This window comes from Pseudofrankia saprophytica, from assembly GCF_000235425.2.
Lineage (GTDB): Bacteria > Actinomycetota > Actinomycetes > Frankiales > Frankiaceae > Pseudofrankia > Pseudofrankia saprophytica.
The window spans coordinates 5474650-5492609 of the sequence record NZ_KI912266.1 but is presented as its reverse complement, the minus strand read 5'-3'; the positions used below and the strand labels follow the sequence as shown (position 1 = coordinate 5492609).

At 71.9% G+C, this 17960-nt stretch carries 15 protein-coding genes; 5 read left to right on the top strand and 10 right to left on the bottom strand.

The genetic code is table 11. The annotated features are described in order from the left end of the window. Positions 1–282 precede the first annotated feature (282 nt). The 3 genes from FRCN3DRAFT_RS0223135 to FRCN3DRAFT_RS0223125 all read right to left on the bottom strand — a co-directional run bounded on the left by FRCN3DRAFT_RS0223135 (position 283) and on the right by FRCN3DRAFT_RS0223125 (position 3911). Positions 283–1593 (bottom strand): ABC transporter substrate-binding protein, encoded by a 1311-nt coding sequence (locus FRCN3DRAFT_RS0223135; RefSeq protein WP_232794118.1) that lies wholly within the window; start codon positions 1591–1593, stop codon positions 283–285. Between the two features lie 643 nt (positions 1594–2236). Next, complete coding sequence (locus tag FRCN3DRAFT_RS0223130) at positions 2237–3007, bottom strand: SDR family NAD(P)-dependent oxidoreductase (protein ID WP_007511283.1); 771 nt, start codon at positions 3005–3007, stop codon at positions 2237–2239. Between the two features lie 43 nt (positions 3008–3050). Further along, the gene (locus FRCN3DRAFT_RS0223125; protein WP_007511286.1) at positions 3051–3911 is read right to left on the bottom strand and encodes an SDR family NAD(P)-dependent oxidoreductase; all 861 of its coding nucleotides are present in this window, start codon (positions 3909–3911) and stop codon (positions 3051–3053) included. 346 nt (positions 3912–4257) lie between these two features. On the opposite strand from FRCN3DRAFT_RS0223125, the gene FRCN3DRAFT_RS0223120 reads away from it, so the two are divergent. Beyond that, positions 4258–4911 (top strand): TetR/AcrR family transcriptional regulator, encoded by a 654-nt coding sequence (locus FRCN3DRAFT_RS0223120; RefSeq protein WP_035929191.1) that lies wholly within the window; start codon positions 4258–4260, stop codon positions 4909–4911. A 42-nt stretch (positions 4912–4953) separates the two neighbouring features. On the opposite strand, the gene FRCN3DRAFT_RS45805 is transcribed toward FRCN3DRAFT_RS0223120, so the two are convergent. Further along, entirely contained in the window at positions 4954–5424 is a 471-nt protein-coding gene (locus FRCN3DRAFT_RS45805; RefSeq protein WP_007511290.1) for a SixA phosphatase family protein, read from the bottom strand. A 211-nt stretch (positions 5425–5635) separates the two neighbouring features. On the opposite strand from FRCN3DRAFT_RS45805, the gene FRCN3DRAFT_RS45800 reads away from it, so the two are divergent. Next, the gene (locus tag FRCN3DRAFT_RS45800) at positions 5636–7729 is read left to right on the top strand and encodes a prolyl oligopeptidase family serine peptidase (protein WP_007511293.1); all 2094 of its coding nucleotides are present in this window, start codon (positions 5636–5638) and stop codon (positions 7727–7729) included. On the opposite strand, the gene FRCN3DRAFT_RS45795 is transcribed toward FRCN3DRAFT_RS45800, so the two are convergent. The 3 genes from FRCN3DRAFT_RS45795 to FRCN3DRAFT_RS45785 all read right to left on the bottom strand — a co-directional run bounded on the left by FRCN3DRAFT_RS45795 (position 7726) and on the right by FRCN3DRAFT_RS45785 (position 11386). Continuing rightward, a complete protein-coding gene (locus FRCN3DRAFT_RS45795) occupies positions 7726–9084 on the bottom strand; it encodes a wax ester/triacylglycerol synthase domain-containing protein (RefSeq protein ID WP_007511295.1) in 1359 nt (452 codons plus the stop codon). The two genes, FRCN3DRAFT_RS45800 and FRCN3DRAFT_RS45795, sit on opposite strands and share 4 nt — an antisense overlap. Then, entirely contained in the window at positions 9085–10314 is a 1230-nt protein-coding gene (locus tag FRCN3DRAFT_RS45790; RefSeq protein ID WP_007511297.1) for a glycosyltransferase, read from the bottom strand. Positions 10315–10450: 136 nt separating this feature from the next. Next, positions 10451–11386, bottom strand: a complete 936-nt coding sequence (locus FRCN3DRAFT_RS45785) for an alpha/beta hydrolase (RefSeq protein ID WP_007511299.1) — start codon at positions 11384–11386, stop codon at positions 10451–10453. 273 nt (positions 11387–11659) lie between these two features. On the opposite strand from FRCN3DRAFT_RS45785, the gene FRCN3DRAFT_RS0223090 reads away from it, so the two are divergent. Together FRCN3DRAFT_RS0223090 and FRCN3DRAFT_RS0223085 are read left to right on the top strand one after the other, a co-directional pair. Then, positions 11660–12703 carry a zinc-binding metallopeptidase family protein gene (locus tag FRCN3DRAFT_RS0223090; RefSeq protein ID WP_007511301.1) on the top strand — a complete coding sequence of 348 codons (1044 nt, stop codon included), beginning with the start codon at positions 11660–11662 and terminating at the stop codon, positions 12701–12703. A 262-nt stretch (positions 12704–12965) separates the two neighbouring features. Further along, the gene (locus FRCN3DRAFT_RS0223085; RefSeq protein WP_007511303.1) at positions 12966–13286 is read left to right on the top strand and encodes a GlsB/YeaQ/YmgE family stress response membrane protein; all 321 of its coding nucleotides are present in this window, start codon (positions 12966–12968) and stop codon (positions 13284–13286) included. A 142-nt stretch (positions 13287–13428) separates the two neighbouring features. Here FRCN3DRAFT_RS0223085 and FRCN3DRAFT_RS0223080 read toward each other — a convergent pair whose 3' ends face one another. Together FRCN3DRAFT_RS0223080 and FRCN3DRAFT_RS0223075 are read right to left on the bottom strand one after the other, a co-directional pair. Beyond that, on the bottom strand, positions 13429–14088 hold the full coding sequence (locus tag FRCN3DRAFT_RS0223080; RefSeq protein WP_007511305.1) for a LuxR C-terminal-related transcriptional regulator: 660 nt from the start codon (positions 14086–14088) through the stop codon (positions 13429–13431). After that, positions 14085–15260, bottom strand: a complete 1176-nt coding sequence (locus tag FRCN3DRAFT_RS0223075) for an ATP-binding protein (RefSeq protein WP_007511307.1) — start codon at positions 15258–15260, stop codon at positions 14085–14087. The genes FRCN3DRAFT_RS0223080 and FRCN3DRAFT_RS0223075 overlap by 4 nt, the downstream gene beginning before the upstream one ends. A gap of 125 nt (positions 15261–15385) precedes the next feature. Between FRCN3DRAFT_RS0223075 and FRCN3DRAFT_RS0223070 the strand changes: the two genes are divergently transcribed. Beyond that, positions 15386–16639 (top strand): PspC domain-containing protein, encoded by a 1254-nt coding sequence (locus FRCN3DRAFT_RS0223070; protein WP_007511309.1) that lies wholly within the window; start codon positions 15386–15388, stop codon positions 16637–16639. Positions 16640–16730: 91 nt separating this feature from the next. Here FRCN3DRAFT_RS0223070 and FRCN3DRAFT_RS0223065 read toward each other — a convergent pair whose 3' ends face one another. After that, on the bottom strand, positions 16731–17753 hold the full coding sequence (locus tag FRCN3DRAFT_RS0223065) for a CobW family GTP-binding protein (protein WP_007511312.1): 1023 nt from the start codon (positions 17751–17753) through the stop codon (positions 16731–16733). Positions 17754–17960 lie beyond the last annotated feature (207 nt).

Below are 17960 nucleotides of genomic sequence, written 5' to 3'. Positions count from 1 at the left end.
CGGCCGATCAGGAACAGGAGGACTCTAGCCGGTCGCGGGCCCAAAAGTCCCGACTTCGTCATCGCGCCGAAATCTGTACGAAACGATGTGGTGAGCCGACCGCTCGCGGCGCGCGGGCCTGGCCCTGGCGGGGGAGCGGTCCGGCTGCGGGCCGATCGGAAAGGTGGGGCCGGCTGTCGGCCCCGAACTGGCAGACACGTGCGGCACCGCCAGCACGGCCGGCGCCGGCCGTGCTGGCGGTGCCGCGTCTCCGACGACACCCCGCCAGTCGTGAACCGGCTGTCAGGACACCTTGGTGATGGCTCCGCACTGCAGCGGGGGAGCGGCCCACTTCCCGTTTGTCAGGTGAGCCAGCGTCTCGCAGGGGGCGGGCGCGAGGTGGTTGACGGGCCAGCGGGTCTCGGGCAGGGCTCCGGCGACGTAGTTGGTGTAGCTGGCGCCGTTGAGCGTCTTCAGGAACGAGTCGACGGTCAGGTCCTTGCCGGTTTTCTGCAGGGCCGTGACCAGCATGTCGGCGGCCCAGTAGCCGGCCATCGCGGTCAGGCTCAGCGCCGTGCCGGACGAGTACTTCTCGATGTCGGTGGCCATCTGGGCGACGCCGGGGACGTCGGTGTTGAACCCGCCCTGCCACTGCAGCAGGGCGTAGGTGCCGTCGAGCTCGGGGATGCCGGACACGCGCGGGTCGTAGATGGGGGAGACGACCAGTCCCTTGTAGCCGGCCGCCTTGAGAGCGCCGGAGAGCTTGGTCGCGTCACCGAACTGGGCGACGAAGAAGACGACAGCGGGAGGCTTGCCCGCGTCGGCCTGCATGACCGCGCTGACGATGGGCGTCGGGTCGGTGAGCCCGGACACCGGGATCGGCGTCTTCTCGTATACGGCCTTGAACCCGGCCGTCTCGAAGCCCTGGCGGACCGTGATGATGCCCTGCCGGGCGGAGTCGTTGTCGAGTCCGATCAGCGCGAGGGTCTTCGAGGCCCCCGCGGGCAGCGCGTTCGCGACGGTCAGCGCGCCGCCGGTGTCGACGGACCGCTGGCTGCCGGAGGTCGGTGCCTGGCAGCCGGTGATGCCGAAGCCGATGGCGTTGCCGCAGAAGCCGGGGTTGGTACCCCAGCCGAAGAACGGCATGACCTCGGAGCAGAACGAGTCGATGTAGTTGCCACCGGTGGTGGTCACGATCGAGGCGAAGGGCTGGTCCTTCTCGACGAGGGCGCGGGCCTGGTCGGCGGTGCGGGCCGCGTCGCTGCCGTCGTCGCGTGTGTCGAGGAAGTCGATCTGGCGTCCGTTGACGCCGCCCTGCGCGTTCGCCCGCGCGAACCGGGCCTTGGCACCCGCGGGAACGTCACCGAACGCGGCACCCGCGGGGCTGGTGAGGGATACCAGCCCGCCGATCTTCACAGAGGTGGGGGTGACGCCGCGGTTCGGGTCGGGCGCCTTGGTGTTGCAGTCGAGCGAGGCGGGATCGACGGTGACGTTCGTCTGGTCCCAGCCGTGGTCCGGGCCGAGCTTGCTCAGCGACGGGTTGACCGTGACCGGGGCGGAGCCGCCGCCGTCACCGTTGCCGCCGCAGCCGGCGATGCCGACCGCGCAGGCCACGGATAAGACCAGAGCAACCCGACTGGGGCGCCACATACTGTCTCCTTCTGCCGAGGCCGCACGACGAGCGACGCCGGTCAGTTGAATATTGGATACTTTATTCATCCTTGTCGGGGCGCGCCGCGGTGTCAACCTGACGGAGAGGTGCCGAGCCGACCTTTCGGCGCGTCGGCATGGCGCGGCAAGGCCGACGGCCTGGCGGGAGGAACGCGATGGTGGCCGGTCCGCGACGGCGCTGTGCGCCGGGATCACCTTCCCGGAAGGCCCGCGTTGGCACGACGGCCGTCTCTGGGGCTCCGATCAGACCACCGGCACGGTCTGGACGGTGACCGAGGCGGCTGACGGCGTTCGAGCGTTCCGCCGGTGGCGACCTGTTCGGGCGGCGGGTGTGGGCGACGCTCGACGCTAGACGTCCGGCCCGTCGGCATCTGCCTCGACGCGGAGGGGCTCGACGCGGAGGGGGCCGTCCGGGTCGTGAACGCGGGGGCCGCCGAGTGCCCGCGGATCGCGGCGCCGCGGGCTGGACTACCAGCGCGGGCGATCGACCGGACGTTCCCGTGGCCGGCTCGCCCTGACGGGCACCGGGCTTCTACCCGCCGGAGTCATGCCCGCCGGAGTCATGCCCGCCGGGCTCAGGGTGGCGTCAGAACCGTCCCGGAGTGGCGAACGTCCGTACGGCCTCGGCCCGACCCGGGACCGTGGACCGGTTTATCGCCGTCTCGAAGGACGACTTTCCGCCCGCGATCCACAGCGGACCGTTGGCGATGTTGTCCAGGGCTTCCTGGGCGGTCTCGTCGGGCGGCTGGGCGGCGTCGAGGGGATATCCCAGCCGAGCCATCGCCGGAGTGGCCGTGAAGCCGACGCTGAGGTGCAGCACGTCGACGCCGTACTTTTCGCACTCGATCCACAGGGCTTCGCTGAAAACCCGGCTGAAAGCCTTCGACCCGCAGTAGGCGGCCAGGGACGGTGCGCCCATGAAGCTGGCACCCGAGCCGGACAGAATGATTCCCCCGCGTCCGCGCGCGCACATCAGGGCGCCGTAGTGCCGGGCAAACTCGGCCTGACCGAGCACATTGACGGCGATGACCGACCGGTAGACGGCCGGGTCCAGCTCGACGAAATCACCGCGCACGCTGTTGGCGCCGGCGTTGTAGATGAGCAGGCCGACCTCGATGTCGTCGGTCGCGGTCCGGGTCCGCTCCAGCGCGTCCGGCTCGCTCAGGTCGACGGACAGGGTGCGGACCTGTGCGCCCCCCGTGCTCAGGTCTTCGGCCAACGCCTGTAAGGGACCGGTCTTCCGGGCCGTGAGGACCAGGTTGAACCCCTGCGCCGCAAGCTTTCGGGCGTAGCTCTCGCCGATGCCCTCCGAGCCGCCGACGACCAGAGCCCATGGCCCGTACTTCTCCAGATCCATGATTTCCTTTCGTTCGTCGGCGGCCCCGTCGATCCTCTGGGGTTCAGGCGGTGACCGCGGGCTGGTCGTCCAGGTCGAGCCCGAACTCCTTGAGCTCGCGCTCGGCCCAGAACAGGCGGCCCGTGTACTCCTTGGGATCGGCGCACGAGGCGAAATAGGCAATCATGCGCGCGGGGACCTCCATCGGCACGGCTACCGAGTCGTCGAGGCCGGCCTCTTTGACGCGGATGGCGACAAGCTCGGTGGCCACCAGGCCCGGGTGCAGGCCGATCACGAAGATGTTCTTCCGGGCCAGCTCGGGCGCGAGGGCGTTGCCGAGCCGGTCGAGCGCCCGCTTGCTGGAGTAGTAGCCGGGCACGGCGAGGCTGAACTTACCGACGGCCTCGAGCTTGGGGAGCTCCTCCGGCTGGCGGAAGACCTCGCCGCTGCCAGTGCTGAGGTTGATGATGCGCCCGCCGCCGCGGCTCTCCATGATGGGCGTCACCAGCTGCATGAGGGTGAAGGGCGCATGGAGGTTGACGTCGAACTGGTACAGCCAGTCCTCGCGCGTCAGCTCCAGAAATCGCTTGTTCCAGATGTCACCGGTGGTGGCCGCCGCGTTGTTGACGAGCACGTCGACGCCCCCGAACCGCTCGACAGCGGCATCGACCAGGTGCTGGAGATCCGCCTCGCTGGCCAGGTCGGTCTGCACGGCGATCGCGCCGGCTCCCAGCTTCTCGAGCTCCGCCAGCGTCTCGTTCAGGGTGCCGGGCAGCTTCCTGTCCGGCTCGACCGTCCGGGCGGCCAGCACCACCTTGGCGCCGCGACGGGCGAACGTCTGGGCCGCCCGGGCGCCGACCCCCCGGCTGGCTCCCGTGATGATCACGACCTTGCCGGTGAGGTCCAGCTCCTCCTGTCGCTGCATGGTGATACGACCTCCGCTCTCCATTTGACCAGTGTTCAAATGGACCGTAACACAGCTCCCATCCCCGGGCATCGCGACCAAAGCGCCAGGCTGGGGCCCAACAGCGAGGTGCCGCGGTGCAGGCGCGCGCGGATCTTCGGGTCCGCCCGGTGGAGCCCCAGGAGCCCCGGCGGGCGTGGGCCCTCGGGCCCTCCGGGCCGCCCGGGAGGCCGCCCGTCCGATCGTTCTCCCCGGCTCCGCCCGACGCGTCTGAGAACGATCTCGCGATCTCGTCGGCCGCCAACCCGGCGAACGGTGTTCTACAAGATCGGAACGGTGGTGGTGAGCGCTGCGTATGATTTCCGTGATGGAACCCGGCCGAACGCGTACCCCGCCCCGCCAGCGGGCGACGCTTGTCAACACGAGGTCACGGGAGACTCGGCTGGCGCTCACTCGCGCGGCCCTTCGCCTTTGGAGTGAGGGTGACTTCGACGAGGCGTACGAAGCGAGCACCGTCACTGATATCGCCAACGCCGCCGGAGTCACCAGGGGAACCTTCTATTTCCATTTCGCCAACAAAGAGGCGATCCTCCTCGAGATGAGCTCGGCGACGATCCAGGCGATGATCGACCAGGTCGAGGCCGGTACCGTGCAGGATGTCCCCCTGCGCCCGTTGAGCGAGCAGGTGATGACCTCGATGGCTCGGCGCGTCGTTCGCACGCCGAAGGCGGCCGCGCTGCGGGCGGGCACCCTTGGCTTCGCGGGACGGGCGGATGGGCCAACCCCGGCGAGCCCTCGCCTGAGCGTCGCCTTTGAATCCCTTCTCAACTACGGCAAGGACCGCGGCGAGCTGAACGCAAAGCTCGATGTGGAAGAGGGCGCCGCGATGTTGACCGCCGTGACAATGGAAGCGATCATTCGCTGGGGCGCGGGGGACCGCTCCGCGTCCTGGTTGGCCGAGACGCTCCGTGATCGAGCGGCCGTCGTCCTGCGCGGTATCGGCCACCCGGACGGCGGTTAGTCGACCGCCCTCATCGAAGTCACCCGCGCCGGCTGTCGGTGATCAGTGGCGGTCAGGCGTCGCCAGGTACTCGACCGTCGCGTCGTCGGCGGGGTAGCCGCGCAGCAGCCACGCGTCGCCCTTTCGGGTGCGTCCGTCCGTACTCGGCAGGCCACGCCGTCCACGCGCGTGCCAGACCTCGAACAGGTCGCGCAGGCGCTCTCCGTGCGTACACAGGACGGCGCCGTCGGCCTCGTCGGAGGCCAGCAGCTCGAGCAGAGCCCGCACGGATCCGTCGACGCCCAGCGCCGTGTGCCGTAGCAGCGGGAGCTGGCGGGCGGCGACGAGCGGGGCGACGGTCTGCTCGCAGCGCAGCGTCGGACTGGTGAGCACGCGTCGGATCGGTAGGTCTCTGGTCACCACGTCGGCGAAGGTCGCGGCCTGGCGGACACCCGCGGCGGTCAGCGGGCGATCGGCGTCGGAGCCGGTCCACCCGTCCTTCGGGATGGCCCGGGCGTGGCGGACGATCAGCAAGGTGTGGCTCCGACTCGGCGCCGGCTCGACGTCGACAGGCCGCGCGGCGCCAGCCCCAGGGCCAGCGGCCCCAGCGGATCCAGCGGCGACCGGTCCGACCAGCGAAACCTTCGTCAGGTCCATGTAGCCGCGCTACCCGCTGTCGGGTGAACCGTACCTGACCGCAGTCCGAACACTGGGCGGAGCGCCGGGCCCCGTCCGCGGACCGGACATGTCGGAATCGGCGGCCGACATCGGGCAGACTTGGGGGGTGGCCGACGATGATCCGTACCGTTGGCTCGAGGACGTCGTCGGGGAAGCCGCGCTCACCTGGGTGCGGGAACGCAACGCCGAGACGTTCGCCGAGCTCACCCAGTCCGCCAGGTTCGCCGCGCTGCGCGCCCAGATCCGCGAGGTACTCGACGCGGACGACCGGATTCCCTATCCGGTCACGCGGGGCGAGTACCTCTACAACTTCTGGCGCGACGCGGCTCATCCGCGCGGCCTGTGGCGGCGCACCTCGCTCGCGTCCTATCGCGAGACCGCCCCGGACTGGGAGGTCGTGCTCGACGTCGACAAACTCGCCGACAGCGAGGGCGAGAACTGGGTGTGGCATGGCGCCCGGGTGCTGCGGCCCGACCATCGGCTGGCTCTGGTCCAGCTGTCCCGCGGCGGCGCGGACGCGTCCGTCGTCCGTGAGTTCGACCTGGTCGCCAAGGCCTTCGTGGACGACGGCTTCTTCCTGCCCGAAGCCAAGAGCTCGGTGGGCTGGATCGACGAGGACCGGGTCTACGTCGGTACCGACTTCGGCGAAGGCTCGCTGACCTCGTCCGGCTACCCGCGGGTGGCCAAGGAATGGCGGCGCGGCACGCCGCTCGACGAGGCGGTCACGGTCTTCGAGGGCGAGCCGGATGACGTCTCGGCCGGCGCATATCACGATCCCACCGAGGGTTTCGTGCGCGACTTCGTCTACCGAAGCGTCGACTTCTACCGCACCGAGCTGTACCTGCGTACCCCGGAAGGGCTGGTCCGCGTCGACGTTCCGGACGACGCGCACACCTCGATCCACCGGGAGTGGCTGCTCATAACCCCCCGGTCGGAATGGGTCGTCGGCGAGAACGCCTATCCGGCGGGCGCGTTGCTCGCCGCCGACTTCCACGCCTTCCTCGCCGGACGGCGAGAGCTCGAGACGCTCTTCGAGCCGGACGAGCACACCTCGCTCGACTACCAGGTGTGGACTCGCAACCATCTGATCGTCGCCACGCTGCGGGATGTGAAGAGCCAGCTCACGGTCCTCACCCCGACGCCGGCGGGCTGGACGACGGCGCCGCTGGCCGACCTCCCGGAAACCGGCTCGGCCCACATCAACGACACCAATCCCGATGTCGACGACGAGTACTACCTCAATGTTAGCGGCTACACCCAGCCGGCGACCCTGTACCGCGGCCACATTGGCACGGAGCCTGAGATCATAAAGCAGGCTCCGGCGTTCTTCCCGACCGAGGGCAGCACCGTCAGTCAACATTTCGCCGTGTCCGACGACGGTACCCGTATCCCGTATTTCGTCGTCGGCACCGGAAAACCCGGGCCGACGCTGCTCTACGGGTACGGCGGCTTCGAGGTCTCGCTCACCCCCGGCTACAGCGGCACGATCGGCCGCGCCTGGCTGGCACGCGGCGGCACGTACGTCGTCGCCAACATACGCGGCGGCGGAGAATACGGGCCGGACTGGCATCAGTCGGTCGTCCGGGAGAACCGGATGCGCGTCTACGAGGATTTCGCCGCCGTGGCCAGGGACCTCGTCGCCACGGGAGTCACTGCGCCGGCCCAGCTCGGCATCGAGGGCGGCTCGAACGGCGGCCTGCTCATGGGCGTCATGCTGACCCGCTATCCGGAGCTGTTCGGAGCGATAGTCTGCTCGGTCCCGCTGCTCGACATGCGCCGCTACCACCAGCTGCTCGCCGGAGCGTCGTGGCAGGCCGAGTACGGCGACCCCGACGATCCCGCCGACTGGGCGTTCATCAAGGAGTACTCGCCGTACCAGAACGTCCGCCCCGACCTTCGCTACCCGCCGACTCTCATCACCACATCGACCCGGGACGACCGCGTCCACCCCGGGCATGCCCGCAAGATGGTCGCCCTCCTGCGCGAGCTCGGCCACGACGTCCGCTACTACGAGAACATCGAGGGCGGTCACGGCGGCGCCGCCGACAACGAGCAGCTGGCCCACAAGTCGGCCCTGACCTACGAGTTCCTCTGGCGGACCCTCGGCACCGCCGTCACCTCCGCGGGCCCACCCGGGCCCGCGACCCGCCGCGAGGACTAGTCCCCGACCGACGCGGCGACGGGCTTGGGATCGGCGGCGCGCCGGTAGGGGGAGGCGGGGAAGCCGGCGGCCCGTTCCAGGCGGTCGAGCGCGGCGAGCCACAGGTCGGCCAGGGCCCGGCCGTTCGGGACGTTGCGGTCCGTCACGATGCCGAGGGAGGTCGTCCGGGGCTGGGTGTCCGTGGGCGCCAAGCTGCCCAGGACGAGGAACACCCGCTGGCCGGGCAGCCGGACGGGGACCGGGATCGCGGTGGTGACCGGGTGGCCGGCGACGTCCATCGGGGCGGCGAAGGTGCCGAGGTTGGACGTCGACACCATGGTCTGCAGGGGCCGCATGGCCATCGACAGCGCCGCCGGGCGGAAGCCGGCCGGTACCTTCTCGAAGCACCAGCGCAGGCCGGCGCCCGACCGGGAGCCACCGCGGAACCGAACGGTCTGCCCCTGGATCGCCTCGAACCGGCGCTGGGGCGACTCCAACCCGCAGGGCAACCGGATGCGGGCACCGACCATGAAGTTGCTGAGAAGGTCGTGCTCCTCCGGCCGCCGGGTGCTCATCGGCATCAGGGCCAGGGGAGCGTGGCGCCGGCCCGCCGGCCCGGTCCAGGTGTCGAGCGCCTCGGACAGCGCCACCAGGAAGACGTCGTTGACGGTGGTGCCGAAGGCGTGGCCGATGTCCCGCAGCCGGTCGGTGCTCGTCGTCGCCCAGCCCAGGCGCACCTCACCGGCGAGCGGCCGGGTCAGCGCGCGCAGGCTGGTGGACGGCGTCGCCCAGGTGACCGAGTTCAGGACGGCCGAGGCGCGGGCCAGTGGGGTGGTCCGCCCGGTGCGCCGCCACTGCGGCTGGTCGTCGTCGGCGTCGTCGCGGGCGCCGAACAGCAGGACCATCGCCCGGTGCAGCGCGCCCCCGTCCAGCCAGACGTGGCTGGCGCGGAAGAGGACCGTGGTCTCGCCCGCGCCGGGCTCCCGCAGCAGCCAGACCTGCCACGGCGGGGCGTCGAGGCGGACCGGCGCCTGGTACTCCTGCTCGACGAAGGCCGCGACGCCGGCGTCGCCGGCCCCGGCCGGCAGCAGGTGCTCCCGGATGTGCGCGGACACGTCGACGTCGGGCCGCGCCGCCCACACCGGCGGCCCGGACGCTCCCCGCGGGTGGGCCAGCCGCTCGGTGAGCGCCGGGAACCGGCGCAGCCGGTCGGCCGCGGCGGCCCGCACGGCGTCGAGATCGCATTCCCCCGCGACCCGCAGGAGGTAGCCGAGGGCGATCTGCGTGCCGGGATTGCGCCGCTGGTATCCCAGGAGCGCCAGATCCAGGAGGCTGAGCGGACGCTCGTAGACACCGTGCTGCACTGCCTTGAGCATTTACTGTGCTTCTCCGTCACCGAGAATGTTGGTCCGGCGGCCGGGAACCGGCCGAGGGTCGGCTGGCCTTGCCGGCCTGATGGGCCCGGCCGGTCTGACTCGTTGGTGCCCGCCGCTGAACGCGACGACGCGCGGGCTGGGAAGAAGGCGTTCGATCTCGCAAGCGGCGGTGGCGGCGCCGTTCGCGGCGCGCAGCTGCGCGCCGAGGCGGGCGGCCGCCGCCCGGTGCGGCCCGTCGTCGAGCATCCGGGAGATCGCGTCCCGGATCACCGTGGCCGGCGCTGTGCGTCGCACCACGACTCCGGCGCCGGCGCGCGCCACGGCGGCGCCGACGGCCGGCTGGTCGCCGGCGGCGGACACCGGCAGCACGACCATCGGCAGGTCGTGGCCGAGCGCCTGGGTCGTCGTGCTGTAACCGCCATGGCCGACGACCATGCTCACCGTCGGCAGGACGTCGCGGTGGGGGACGTACCCGTGCGCCTCGACGTTGGCCGGCACGTCGAGCTCGGCGGGACCGTGGGCGCGGCCGGTGGTCAGCACCACCGGAACCGGCAGGTCGGCCACCGCCGCCATGACGCCGCGCAGGGTCGCGGCCTGTCCGCCGTAGAAGATCGAGCTGAGGCTGACCAGGACCCGGTTGGTTCCGGTGTGCGGGGCGGGTGACATCCCCACGGGCCAGATCGGGCCGGTCAGGCACACGTTGCGCTGCCGGACGGCGCGCCGCTCGAGCGCGGCGATCCCCGGGACGAGCACCCGGTCCGCCCGCGTCCACAGCGCGCCCGGCGCCAGGCCTCGGAACCTCGTGACCGTGCCGATCCAGAACGCCCAGTGGCCCGTCATGTGGCTGTGCAGCGTGTGGTGCAGGACGGCGTGGCGGGTCCGACGGAGCTGCAGCGTCCGCAGCGCCGTGAGCAGCATCGCGTCGACGACGACGAGGTCGGCCCCCTCGCGGTCCAGGGATGCCGCCAGGTCGGCGCCCACCCCGGGATCGGTGAACAGCCGCAGGTTCTCCGCCGCCCAGCCGGCGAAGCCCGTGCGTTCCAGGGGCTGGTGCGGCACGGCGAGCCGGTATGCCTCGAAGCGCAGGCCGAGCTTCTCGACGGCGGCGCGCTGGTCGATCTGGCCCAGGACCCGGACGTCGTGGCCACGCCGGCGCAGCGTGTCGGCGATGCCCAGGGCGGGCGGCACGTTCCCCCCGCCATTCCAGGTGACGACCACGATCTGACCCATGATGGTGGCGACTCCTTTTTCTGGGTCACGCGGGTTGCGCGGGTGCGCCGTGGGCGGCCGTCAAACGGCCGCGTCGTGAGCGGCGCGGGTCGGGTGGCCATGGACGGAAGCGCCGGCTGGCACGGCCCGACCGATTTCAGTCGATCCTCGCCACGATAGGAACCGTGCCTTCCGCCGACCTTCCGCACACGTGTCGTGTCGGAGACAGGTGCTGTGCGGTGGTGTGCCGCCGGACGAAGTCGAGGCTGCCAGCGAAGACGCGTTCCTTGTCGTTGTCGAGGGTGGCCACGTGGTAGCTGTCGAGCAGGAGCTGCTCGGTCACGGGCGCGCCCGTGACCCCGGCGAGCAGGAGGCGCCCGGAGCTGGGCCCGACGACGTGGTCGGTCACGCTGCGGAAGGTCAGCACGGGGCACGCGACGCGGTGCAGGTCGGGCAGGGTGACGGCGCACAGCTCGCCCATCGAGGCGAACGCGCGCAGGGAGAGCCGCTCGTAGCCGACGTCCTGGACCCCGGGCGCCTTGATGTCGCTGTACTTCGGTCCCCACAGCCGGCCACCGAGCGGAGACGCGCGCACCGACGGCAGCACGCGCGCCGCGTACGGGACGAGGCGGGCTCCCCGTCGGCTGGTGTCGAGCGCGGGGTTGACCGTGACCACCCCGGCGAGCTCGCCGCCGCGTTCCTCGGCGAGGCGGAGCGCGAGGGTGCCACCCATGGACAGGCCCATCACGAACACCGGTGCGCGGCGGGCGGCGAGTTCGGCGAAGGCGTCGTCGACCGCCCGGTACCAGTCGCCCCACCCTGTCGTGGCCAGGTCGCGCCAGTGGGTACCGTGCCCGGGCAGCAGCGGGCAGGACACCGCCAGCCCGGCGGCGCCGAGATACTCCCCCCAGGACCGCACACTGTGCGGTGTGCCCGTGAGCCCGTGCAGGACCAGCACGCCGGCTGGGCTGTCCCCACCGGCGGGGCGGGGGACCAGCTCGAAGGGCCTGGCGGCCGACGGCAGGGGCTCCATTCCCGTGCCTGGCTTCTTCCCGCGCCATTCTGGCGGCGCGCCGCGCCCGCCAGCAGCCATCTGACCCGCCTCCCACGTGCCTGTCATCCCGCCGGCCCCGCCGCCGCGGCCGGCCCTAGCCATCATCGCGTGGCGCTGGCCGCCGGGAGCCGGCGGCTGGGCGGTGAGCCCGCGGCGGGTTCACTCGCCAGCGCGGTCGCGGGCGGGAAAGGTTTCCAGGGTTGGCGCGCCGCATCGTGGGCCACACTGGCCAGGTGAGATCTGGCGCAACACCGCGAACTGGGGCCATGACCCGGGCAACACGACGTTCTTCGTCGCCAAGGGATATCGGCGATGCGTGATTTCGCCTGCCCGAGGTGCGGGCAGCAGCTGACGTTCGAGAACTCGCGTTGCCTGGCCTGCCACAGCGGCGTCGGCTTCGATCCCGACGCGGGCTCGTTCGCCGTCGTGCCCGACGAGGGAGTCCACGCCGAGGGCGCCCGAGCGTCCAGGTGCGCGAACGTCGACATCGCCGCCTGCAACTGGCTGGCTCCGCCCGAGCACCCGTCCGGGCTGTGCAGGTCCTGCGCGCTCACCCGCACCCGTCCCGCGGACACGGATCTGGACGCGCTACCGGCCTTCGCCGAGGCCGAGGCGGCCAAGCGCCGGCTGGTGTTCGAGCTGACCGAGCTGGGCCTGCCGCTGCGTGGACGCGACGTCGACCCCGAGGCCGGACTGTGTTTCGACCTGCTCTCCAGCGGCCAGGAGCGCGTCATCACCGGCCACGCCAACGGGGTGATCACCCTGGACCTGGCCGAGGGCGACGATGTGCACCGCGAGCAGCTGCGCGTGTCGATGGCCGAGCCCTACCGCACCCTGCTCGGCCACTTCCGGCACGAGGTCGGTCATTACTACTTCACGGTCCTCACCGACGGCGGCGACGCCAGGGAGCGGTTCACATCGCTGTTCGGCGACCCCGACGCCGACTATCAGGCCGCCCTGGACCGGCACTACCAAAAGGGCCCGCCGAGTGGATGGCAGGAGACGTATGTCTCCGCCTACGCCACCATGCACCCGGCCGAGGACTGGGCCGAGACCTTCGCGCACTACCTTCATGTTCGCGACACCCTCGATACCGCCGCCGCGTTCGGATTCGCCCCCGCTGGTGCCACCCTGGCGACTCCACTCGTCGGCGACGTCGGGTTCAGGCGCATCATCGAGCTGTGGCTGCCGCTGGCCTGGTCACTCAATATGATCAACAGGTCCATGGGCCACCCGGACCTGTATCCGTTCGTCCTCCCGCCCCCCGCGCTGGACAAGATGCGTCTCGTCCACGAGCTCGTCGCCGGGGCGGGCGAGGCCGGCCGGGCCGTCGCCGGCCAGGCCGCGCAGTCCTGACCTCCACGATCGCCGAAAGTCCGGAGGGCGTTGCCGAACACGGGGTGTAGCCGGTGTTCCCTTGGTGATCCAATCGACTACACGTGGTGATGGTTCGATTTCGGTTTGACGTCAATGCGAGGGCGCAAGCTCCGGCAGGCGCATGCCACAGTGCTGACGGTGGCATGCGCAAACTGCTTTGTTTGGGTCGCGGGGTTGGTGGGGTAAAGCTCCCCACAACACGGCGGATGATCGTCGAAAATGGTTTTCCCTGGAGGATCCCGTGCTCGTGACCATCATCTCCTGGATCGTGCTCGGTCTCATCGCCGGCGCGGTCGCGCGTCTTCTCGTGCCCGGCCCCGACCCGATGAGTGTTCCGACCACGATTATGTTGGGCGTCGTCGGCTCGTTCATCGGCGGATTCCTGGGTTACGTTCTTTTCCACAAGGACCTCAGCGAGGGCGCGCTGCAGCCGTCCGGCGTCATCGGGTCCATCGTCGGTGCGATCATCCTTCTGCTGATCTACCGGCCCACCAGCCGTCGCCGTGGCCGTAGCCACACCAGCCGTCGCCGCAGCAGCAGCCGTCGCCGCGCCCTGCGTTAGGCGCGGCTGGCGCGGCTGAGCCGCGACACCTGGAGAAGACCCTGGGCGCCCTGTCCGACCCGCACGCCGCGTGCGGGTCGGACAGGGCGCCCAGGTCGTGGAGAGATGGTGAGGACCGCCGACGCCGGCGTCCGCCGGCGCGCTAGGTGATCCGGCGGTCGGCCGCCCACCGGGTGAGCTGGTGGCGGCTGGACAGCCGCAGCTTGCGCAGGACGTTGGACGCGTGCGTCTCCACGGTCTTGACCGAGATGAACAGCTCGGCCGCGATCTCCTTGTAGGCGTATCCGCGGGCCAGCAGCCGCAGCACCTCACGTTCGCGCGGCGTGAGCTGGTCGAAGTCCGCGTCGGTGCCAGTGGCGGCGGCCGTAGGGACGGGCGGCGCGGGGGTGGCGTCCCGGAAGGCGTCCAGGACGAAGCCCGCCAGCCGGGGGCTGAACACGACGTCCCCGCCCGCCACCCGCTCGACGGCGTCGGCGAGATCGTCGGCGGAGATCGTCTTGGTGACGTAGCCACGGGCACCCGCGCGGATCAGCGCGATGACGTCCTCGGCCGCGTCCGACACGGAGAGCACCAGGAAACGCGTGGCCGGCAGGCTCTCGCCCACCTGCCGCAGGACGGCGAGGCCTCCTCCGTCCGGCATGTGCACGTCGAGCAGGACGACCTGCGGCCTGCTCGCCACGATGCCGGCGACGGCCTCGGCCGGCGTCGCAGCCTCGCCGACGACCTCCACCCGCCCGCCGAGCTCCGCGCGGACGCCGGCCCGGAACATGGCGTGGTCGTCGACCAGGAAGACCGTCGTCATCGCCGCATCCTTATCGCTACCTCGGTACCGCCGCCAGGGCTGCTGCGGATCGAGACCGTCCCGCCGTGGCGCTCGACGCGGCCGATGATCGAGCCGCGCACCCCCTGGCGGTCCTCGGCGACCGCGTCCGGCTCGAAGCCGATCCCGCGGTCCCGGACGAAGACGCTGACCGCGTCGGCCTCGACCTCGGCGTAGAGCGAGACGTCCGTGGCTCCGGAATGCCGAGCCGCGTTGACCATCGCCTCGCGGGCCGCGGCGCAGGCCGCCGCGAGCGCGTCGTCCAGGACGAGGTCACCGACCACGACGACGTCCACCTTGACGGCGTACGCGTCCTCGACCTCGGCGGCGGCGGTGCGCAGCTCCGCGCTGAGCTGGCCGCCCGCGGCGCGTGTCCCGTAGAGCAGGCCGCGCAGCTCGCGCTCCTGCCCGCGCGCCAGGCGGGTCACCTCGCGCGGCGATTCCGCGTTGCGCTGGATGAGGGCGAGGGTCTGCAGGACGGAGTCGTGCAGATGGGCCGCGATGTCGGCGCGCTCCTGGCCGCGGATCCGTTCGGCGCGCTCCGCGCCGAGCTGGGACGTCAGCCGGATCCACCAGGGCCCGCCGACGAGCGCCAGGCCGACCGCCGTGACGCCCATCGCCCACAGCCCGTCCCGCAGGGTGTTCACGTTCGCCCGGTGCAGCACGAGGACACCCCCGGCGACCACCAGGGCGGCCCCGACGACGAGGCGCAGCCGGCCCATCCGGTCGGCGAACGGCGCGCCCACCGTGCTGCGCGAGGCCCGCAGCCAGCGTTCGCGGTCCGGTCCGGCCGCCTGACGCCAGATCGTCGCGCCGCCGAGGCAGGCGAGCAGGGTCGGCACGAACAGTGTGCCGCCGGCGACCCTGGTGGCGACCAGACCGGTCGCCGCGAGCACGACCACGGCGAGCAGCGCGAACTCGACGGGACGCGGCAGGCGCGAGCGCCGGATGCCCTCGGGCGTCGGCAACACGATCCAGTAGGCCGCGTAGAGCGCGATGCCGAGGCCGCCGCTGGCCGCCAGCACGAGGAACGCCAGCGCCACCATCCGGCGCCGCAGACCCGTATGCAGGGCGATCCCCGCGACGACCCCGCCGGCCCAGCCCACATCCGGACGCCGGTAGAGAACGCGGGTGGCGGGCACGGTCCGGGTCACAGGGCCATGATTCCGGTTCCGGCCGCCATCCGGTATCGGGAGCTACCCTGAGCCGTGGGCTCAGGGTCGAAATCAGGGGTTCGCCGGATGCGCTGGCGCCGCGCCGCCAGCACCGTATAGCCACTATGAGCACAGATCCCGAGACCCCGGCGGCCCCGCCCGCCGCACCGCCCGCCCCATCCCCACCCCCACCCGCACCCCCGCGCCGGCTGCGCCGCAGCGCCACCGACCGGGTCGGCGCCGGCGTCGCCGGTGGGCTTGGCGAGTACGCCGGCGTCGACCCGGTGCTGTTCCGAGTCCTGTTCGCCGTGGCCGCGTTCTTCGGCGGCGCCGGCGCGCTGGCCTACGCGGTCGCGTGGGCGGTCATCCCGGTCGAGGGCACCGAGCACGCGCCCGTCGACGGCTGGGTCGACGGCCTGCGCCGGCACCACATCCCGCCGTGGCTGGTGGCCGCGGTCGGTTGCCTCCTGCTGTGGGCTGTCGCCTTCAGCTGGTGGTCGCCGCACCCGCCGTGGCCGCTGCTCGCGCTGGTCCTCGTGCCGTTGCTGCTGTTCGGGTCGAGGGACGGCGGCTGGCGCCGTCCCGTGCCGACGGCGCCGTCCGGGTCCTCGGCCGCGGGCGAGGCGTCGGGCTCGGCCGAGGCACCGGCGGTGCGCCTCGACAAGGGTCCGACGGCGGCGCCGCCCGCCTGGGCCACCGAGGCGCGGGCCTGGCTGGGGGAGGCCCGGCAGGCGGCGCGCGCACGGCGGCGGCGATCCTGGCCGCTGCGGGTGGCCGCGTTCACGACGCTGGCGGCGACGCTGACCGTCCTCGGCGTGACCGACGCCCTGGTGGGGATCTGGCTGCCGGTCTACTTCTGGGTCATCGGCGGGATCGCCCTGGTCGCGTTGCTGCTCGGGGCGGTGCTGCGCCGCACCCCGTGGTCGCTGCTCCCGCTGCTGCTGGTCGCGGCGCTCGGCACCGCGGCGTTCGGCGGCACGCACGCGAGCCTGAACGACGGGGTCGGGCAGCGGGTCTGGACGCCGGCCACGGCCGCCGACCTGCGCGGCGACTACCGGCTCGCCTTCGGCCAGAGCGTGCTCGACCTGCGCCGCCTCACCCCGGAGGTGGCCCAGGACATCCACGTCACCCTCGGCGCGGGGCAGGTCCGGGTGCTCCTGCCGGCGACGATGAACGCGACCGTCAGGGCCGACGTGCGCCTGGGCGACGTCACGGTCGACGGTGCCGGCTCCTTCACCGACGACGATCGTGGCTGGGGCGAGCGGCGGCGCGGCGTCGGAACCGGCCAGACGATCCTGCCGCCGACCGGCGCCACGGGCCCGGCGGTCACGATCGACGTCGACGTCGCCGACGGCAACATCACCGTCGACCACGGCTGACCGCCGCCGCCTCGCCTCCACGGGAGCGGGTTCCGCCCCAGGGGAGGACCCGCTCCGGGGGCGGGACCCGCCCCTCAGGGCTCAGGCGTGCTCAGGGGCTCAGGCGTCGGAGCCTGGCGAGGCGGCGTATCCCGTCCGCGGCGGGACGCTCGAAGCGAGGCTGGAGCGCCGCCTCGAGCCGGGCGCGGACGGTGGGCACGTCGAGATGCATGCCGATGGCGACCAGACCGTCGGGACCTTCCGTCACGGGCCTCGTCGCGACGTGGACCTGCCGGCCGACGATGTTGACCACATAACCGCGCGTACTTGGCCCCGTGTTCACGGTCACGGTGCCCTTGAGGCGGTAGACGTTCGCGGGCGGGTCCTCGATCAGGTCGACCAGCAGGCCGGGATCGACCGGGCCGGTGGCGGGAACGGTGACCGCGTCGACGCGCGGGTGCGGCTCGTCATCGTGGTCATGCTCGTGCCTGGACAGGGCCGCGAGGGGAAGCTCGTCGACCGGGTCGTGCGGGCTGGCGGCGTCGAACACGAGTACCGGGTCGATGCGGCCGTGCGTCGTCTCGACGAGGTGCGCCCGCGGGTTGCTCTCGCGTACCCGGCTGGAGATCCGCGCCACCGTCTCGGCCCGGTGTTCCGGCGGAATCCGGTCCGTCTTGTTGATCAGAACGAGGGTGGCCGACGCGAACCGGGCTGGCGGCAGCCCACCGCGGTCGACGGTGTCGAAGTACGAGGCGGCGTCGACCACGTCGACGAGGCCGCCGGGTCGGACGCGGTCCACGGCGCTGAACCGGATGAGCCTCGCCAGGGCCGGCGGGTCGGCCACGCCGCTGGCCTCCACGATCACCGCGTCCAGCCGCAAGCGGGGATGGGTCAGCTTCTCCAGGGCCTGGTCCAGGCCGTCCGTGTCCGGCAGGCAGCACAGGCAGCCGCCCGCGATCGAGGCCGGCTGGTCCACCTGACCGGTGACGAGCGCGGCATCGACGTTGATCGCTCCGAAGTCGTTGACCACTACCCCGAGCCGTGCCCCCGGCGTCTGGAGCAGACGGTTGAGCACCGTCGTCTTGCCCGCGCCCAGGTACCCGGTGAGTGCGATCACAGGCACCCGCGTGCTCATCCCGATCCGCCTCCTCCTGCCCGCGCCCGGCAGGCGGCGCCGATCCAGTGGCGCCCGGCGGGCAGGCCGCCGACAGCGGGCCAGGAAGACCATGCCATCCATCGCCATCAGGAGTCCCGGCCGGGGGTGCGGTGACGTGAGCCGCCGCCGAGTACTCAGAGCGTGCCGGTGCTCAGAGCGTGCCAGTGCTCAGAGCGTCTGGGCCCG

What these genes read in the sequence shown, in the direction of transcription:
- FRCN3DRAFT_RS0223130 (WP_007511283.1), bottom strand. Translation starts at nt 3,007, where the DNA reads ATGGATCTGGAGAAGTACGGGCCATGGGCTCTGGTCGTCGGCGGCTCG.
- FRCN3DRAFT_RS0223125 (WP_007511286.1), bottom strand. Translation starts at nt 3,911, where the DNA reads ATGCAGCGACAGGAGGAGCTGGACCTCACCGGCAAGGTCGTGATCATC.
- FRCN3DRAFT_RS0223120 (WP_035929191.1), top strand. Translation starts at nt 4,258, where the DNA reads ATGGAACCCGGCCGAACGCGTACCCCGCCCCGCCAGCGGGCGACGCTT.
- FRCN3DRAFT_RS45800 (WP_007511293.1), top strand. Translation starts at nt 5,636, where the DNA reads ATGTCGGAATCGGCGGCCGACATCGGGCAGACTTGGGGGGTGGCCGAC.
- FRCN3DRAFT_RS45795 (WP_007511295.1), bottom strand. Translation starts at nt 9,084, where the DNA reads ATGCTCAAGGCAGTGCAGCACGGTGTCTACGAGCGTCCGCTCAGCCTC.
- FRCN3DRAFT_RS45790 (WP_007511297.1), bottom strand. Translation starts at nt 10,314, where the DNA reads ATGGGTCAGATCGTGGTCGTCACCTGGAATGGCGGGGGGAACGTGCCG.
- FRCN3DRAFT_RS45785 (WP_007511299.1), bottom strand. Translation starts at nt 11,386, where the DNA reads ATGGCTGCTGGCGGGCGCGGCGCGCCGCCAGAATGGCGCGGGAAGAAG.
- FRCN3DRAFT_RS0223090 (WP_007511301.1), top strand. Translation starts at nt 11,660, where the DNA reads ATGCGTGATTTCGCCTGCCCGAGGTGCGGGCAGCAGCTGACGTTCGAG.
- FRCN3DRAFT_RS0223080 (WP_007511305.1), bottom strand. Translation starts at nt 14,088, where the DNA reads ATGACGACGGTCTTCCTGGTCGACGACCACGCCATGTTCCGGGCCGGC.
- FRCN3DRAFT_RS0223070 (WP_007511309.1), top strand. Translation starts at nt 15,386, where the DNA reads ATGAGCACAGATCCCGAGACCCCGGCGGCCCCGCCCGCCGCACCGCCC.
- FRCN3DRAFT_RS0223065 (WP_007511312.1), bottom strand. Translation starts at nt 17,753, where the DNA reads ATGAGCACGCGGGTGCCTGTGATCGCACTCACCGGGTACCTGGGCGCG.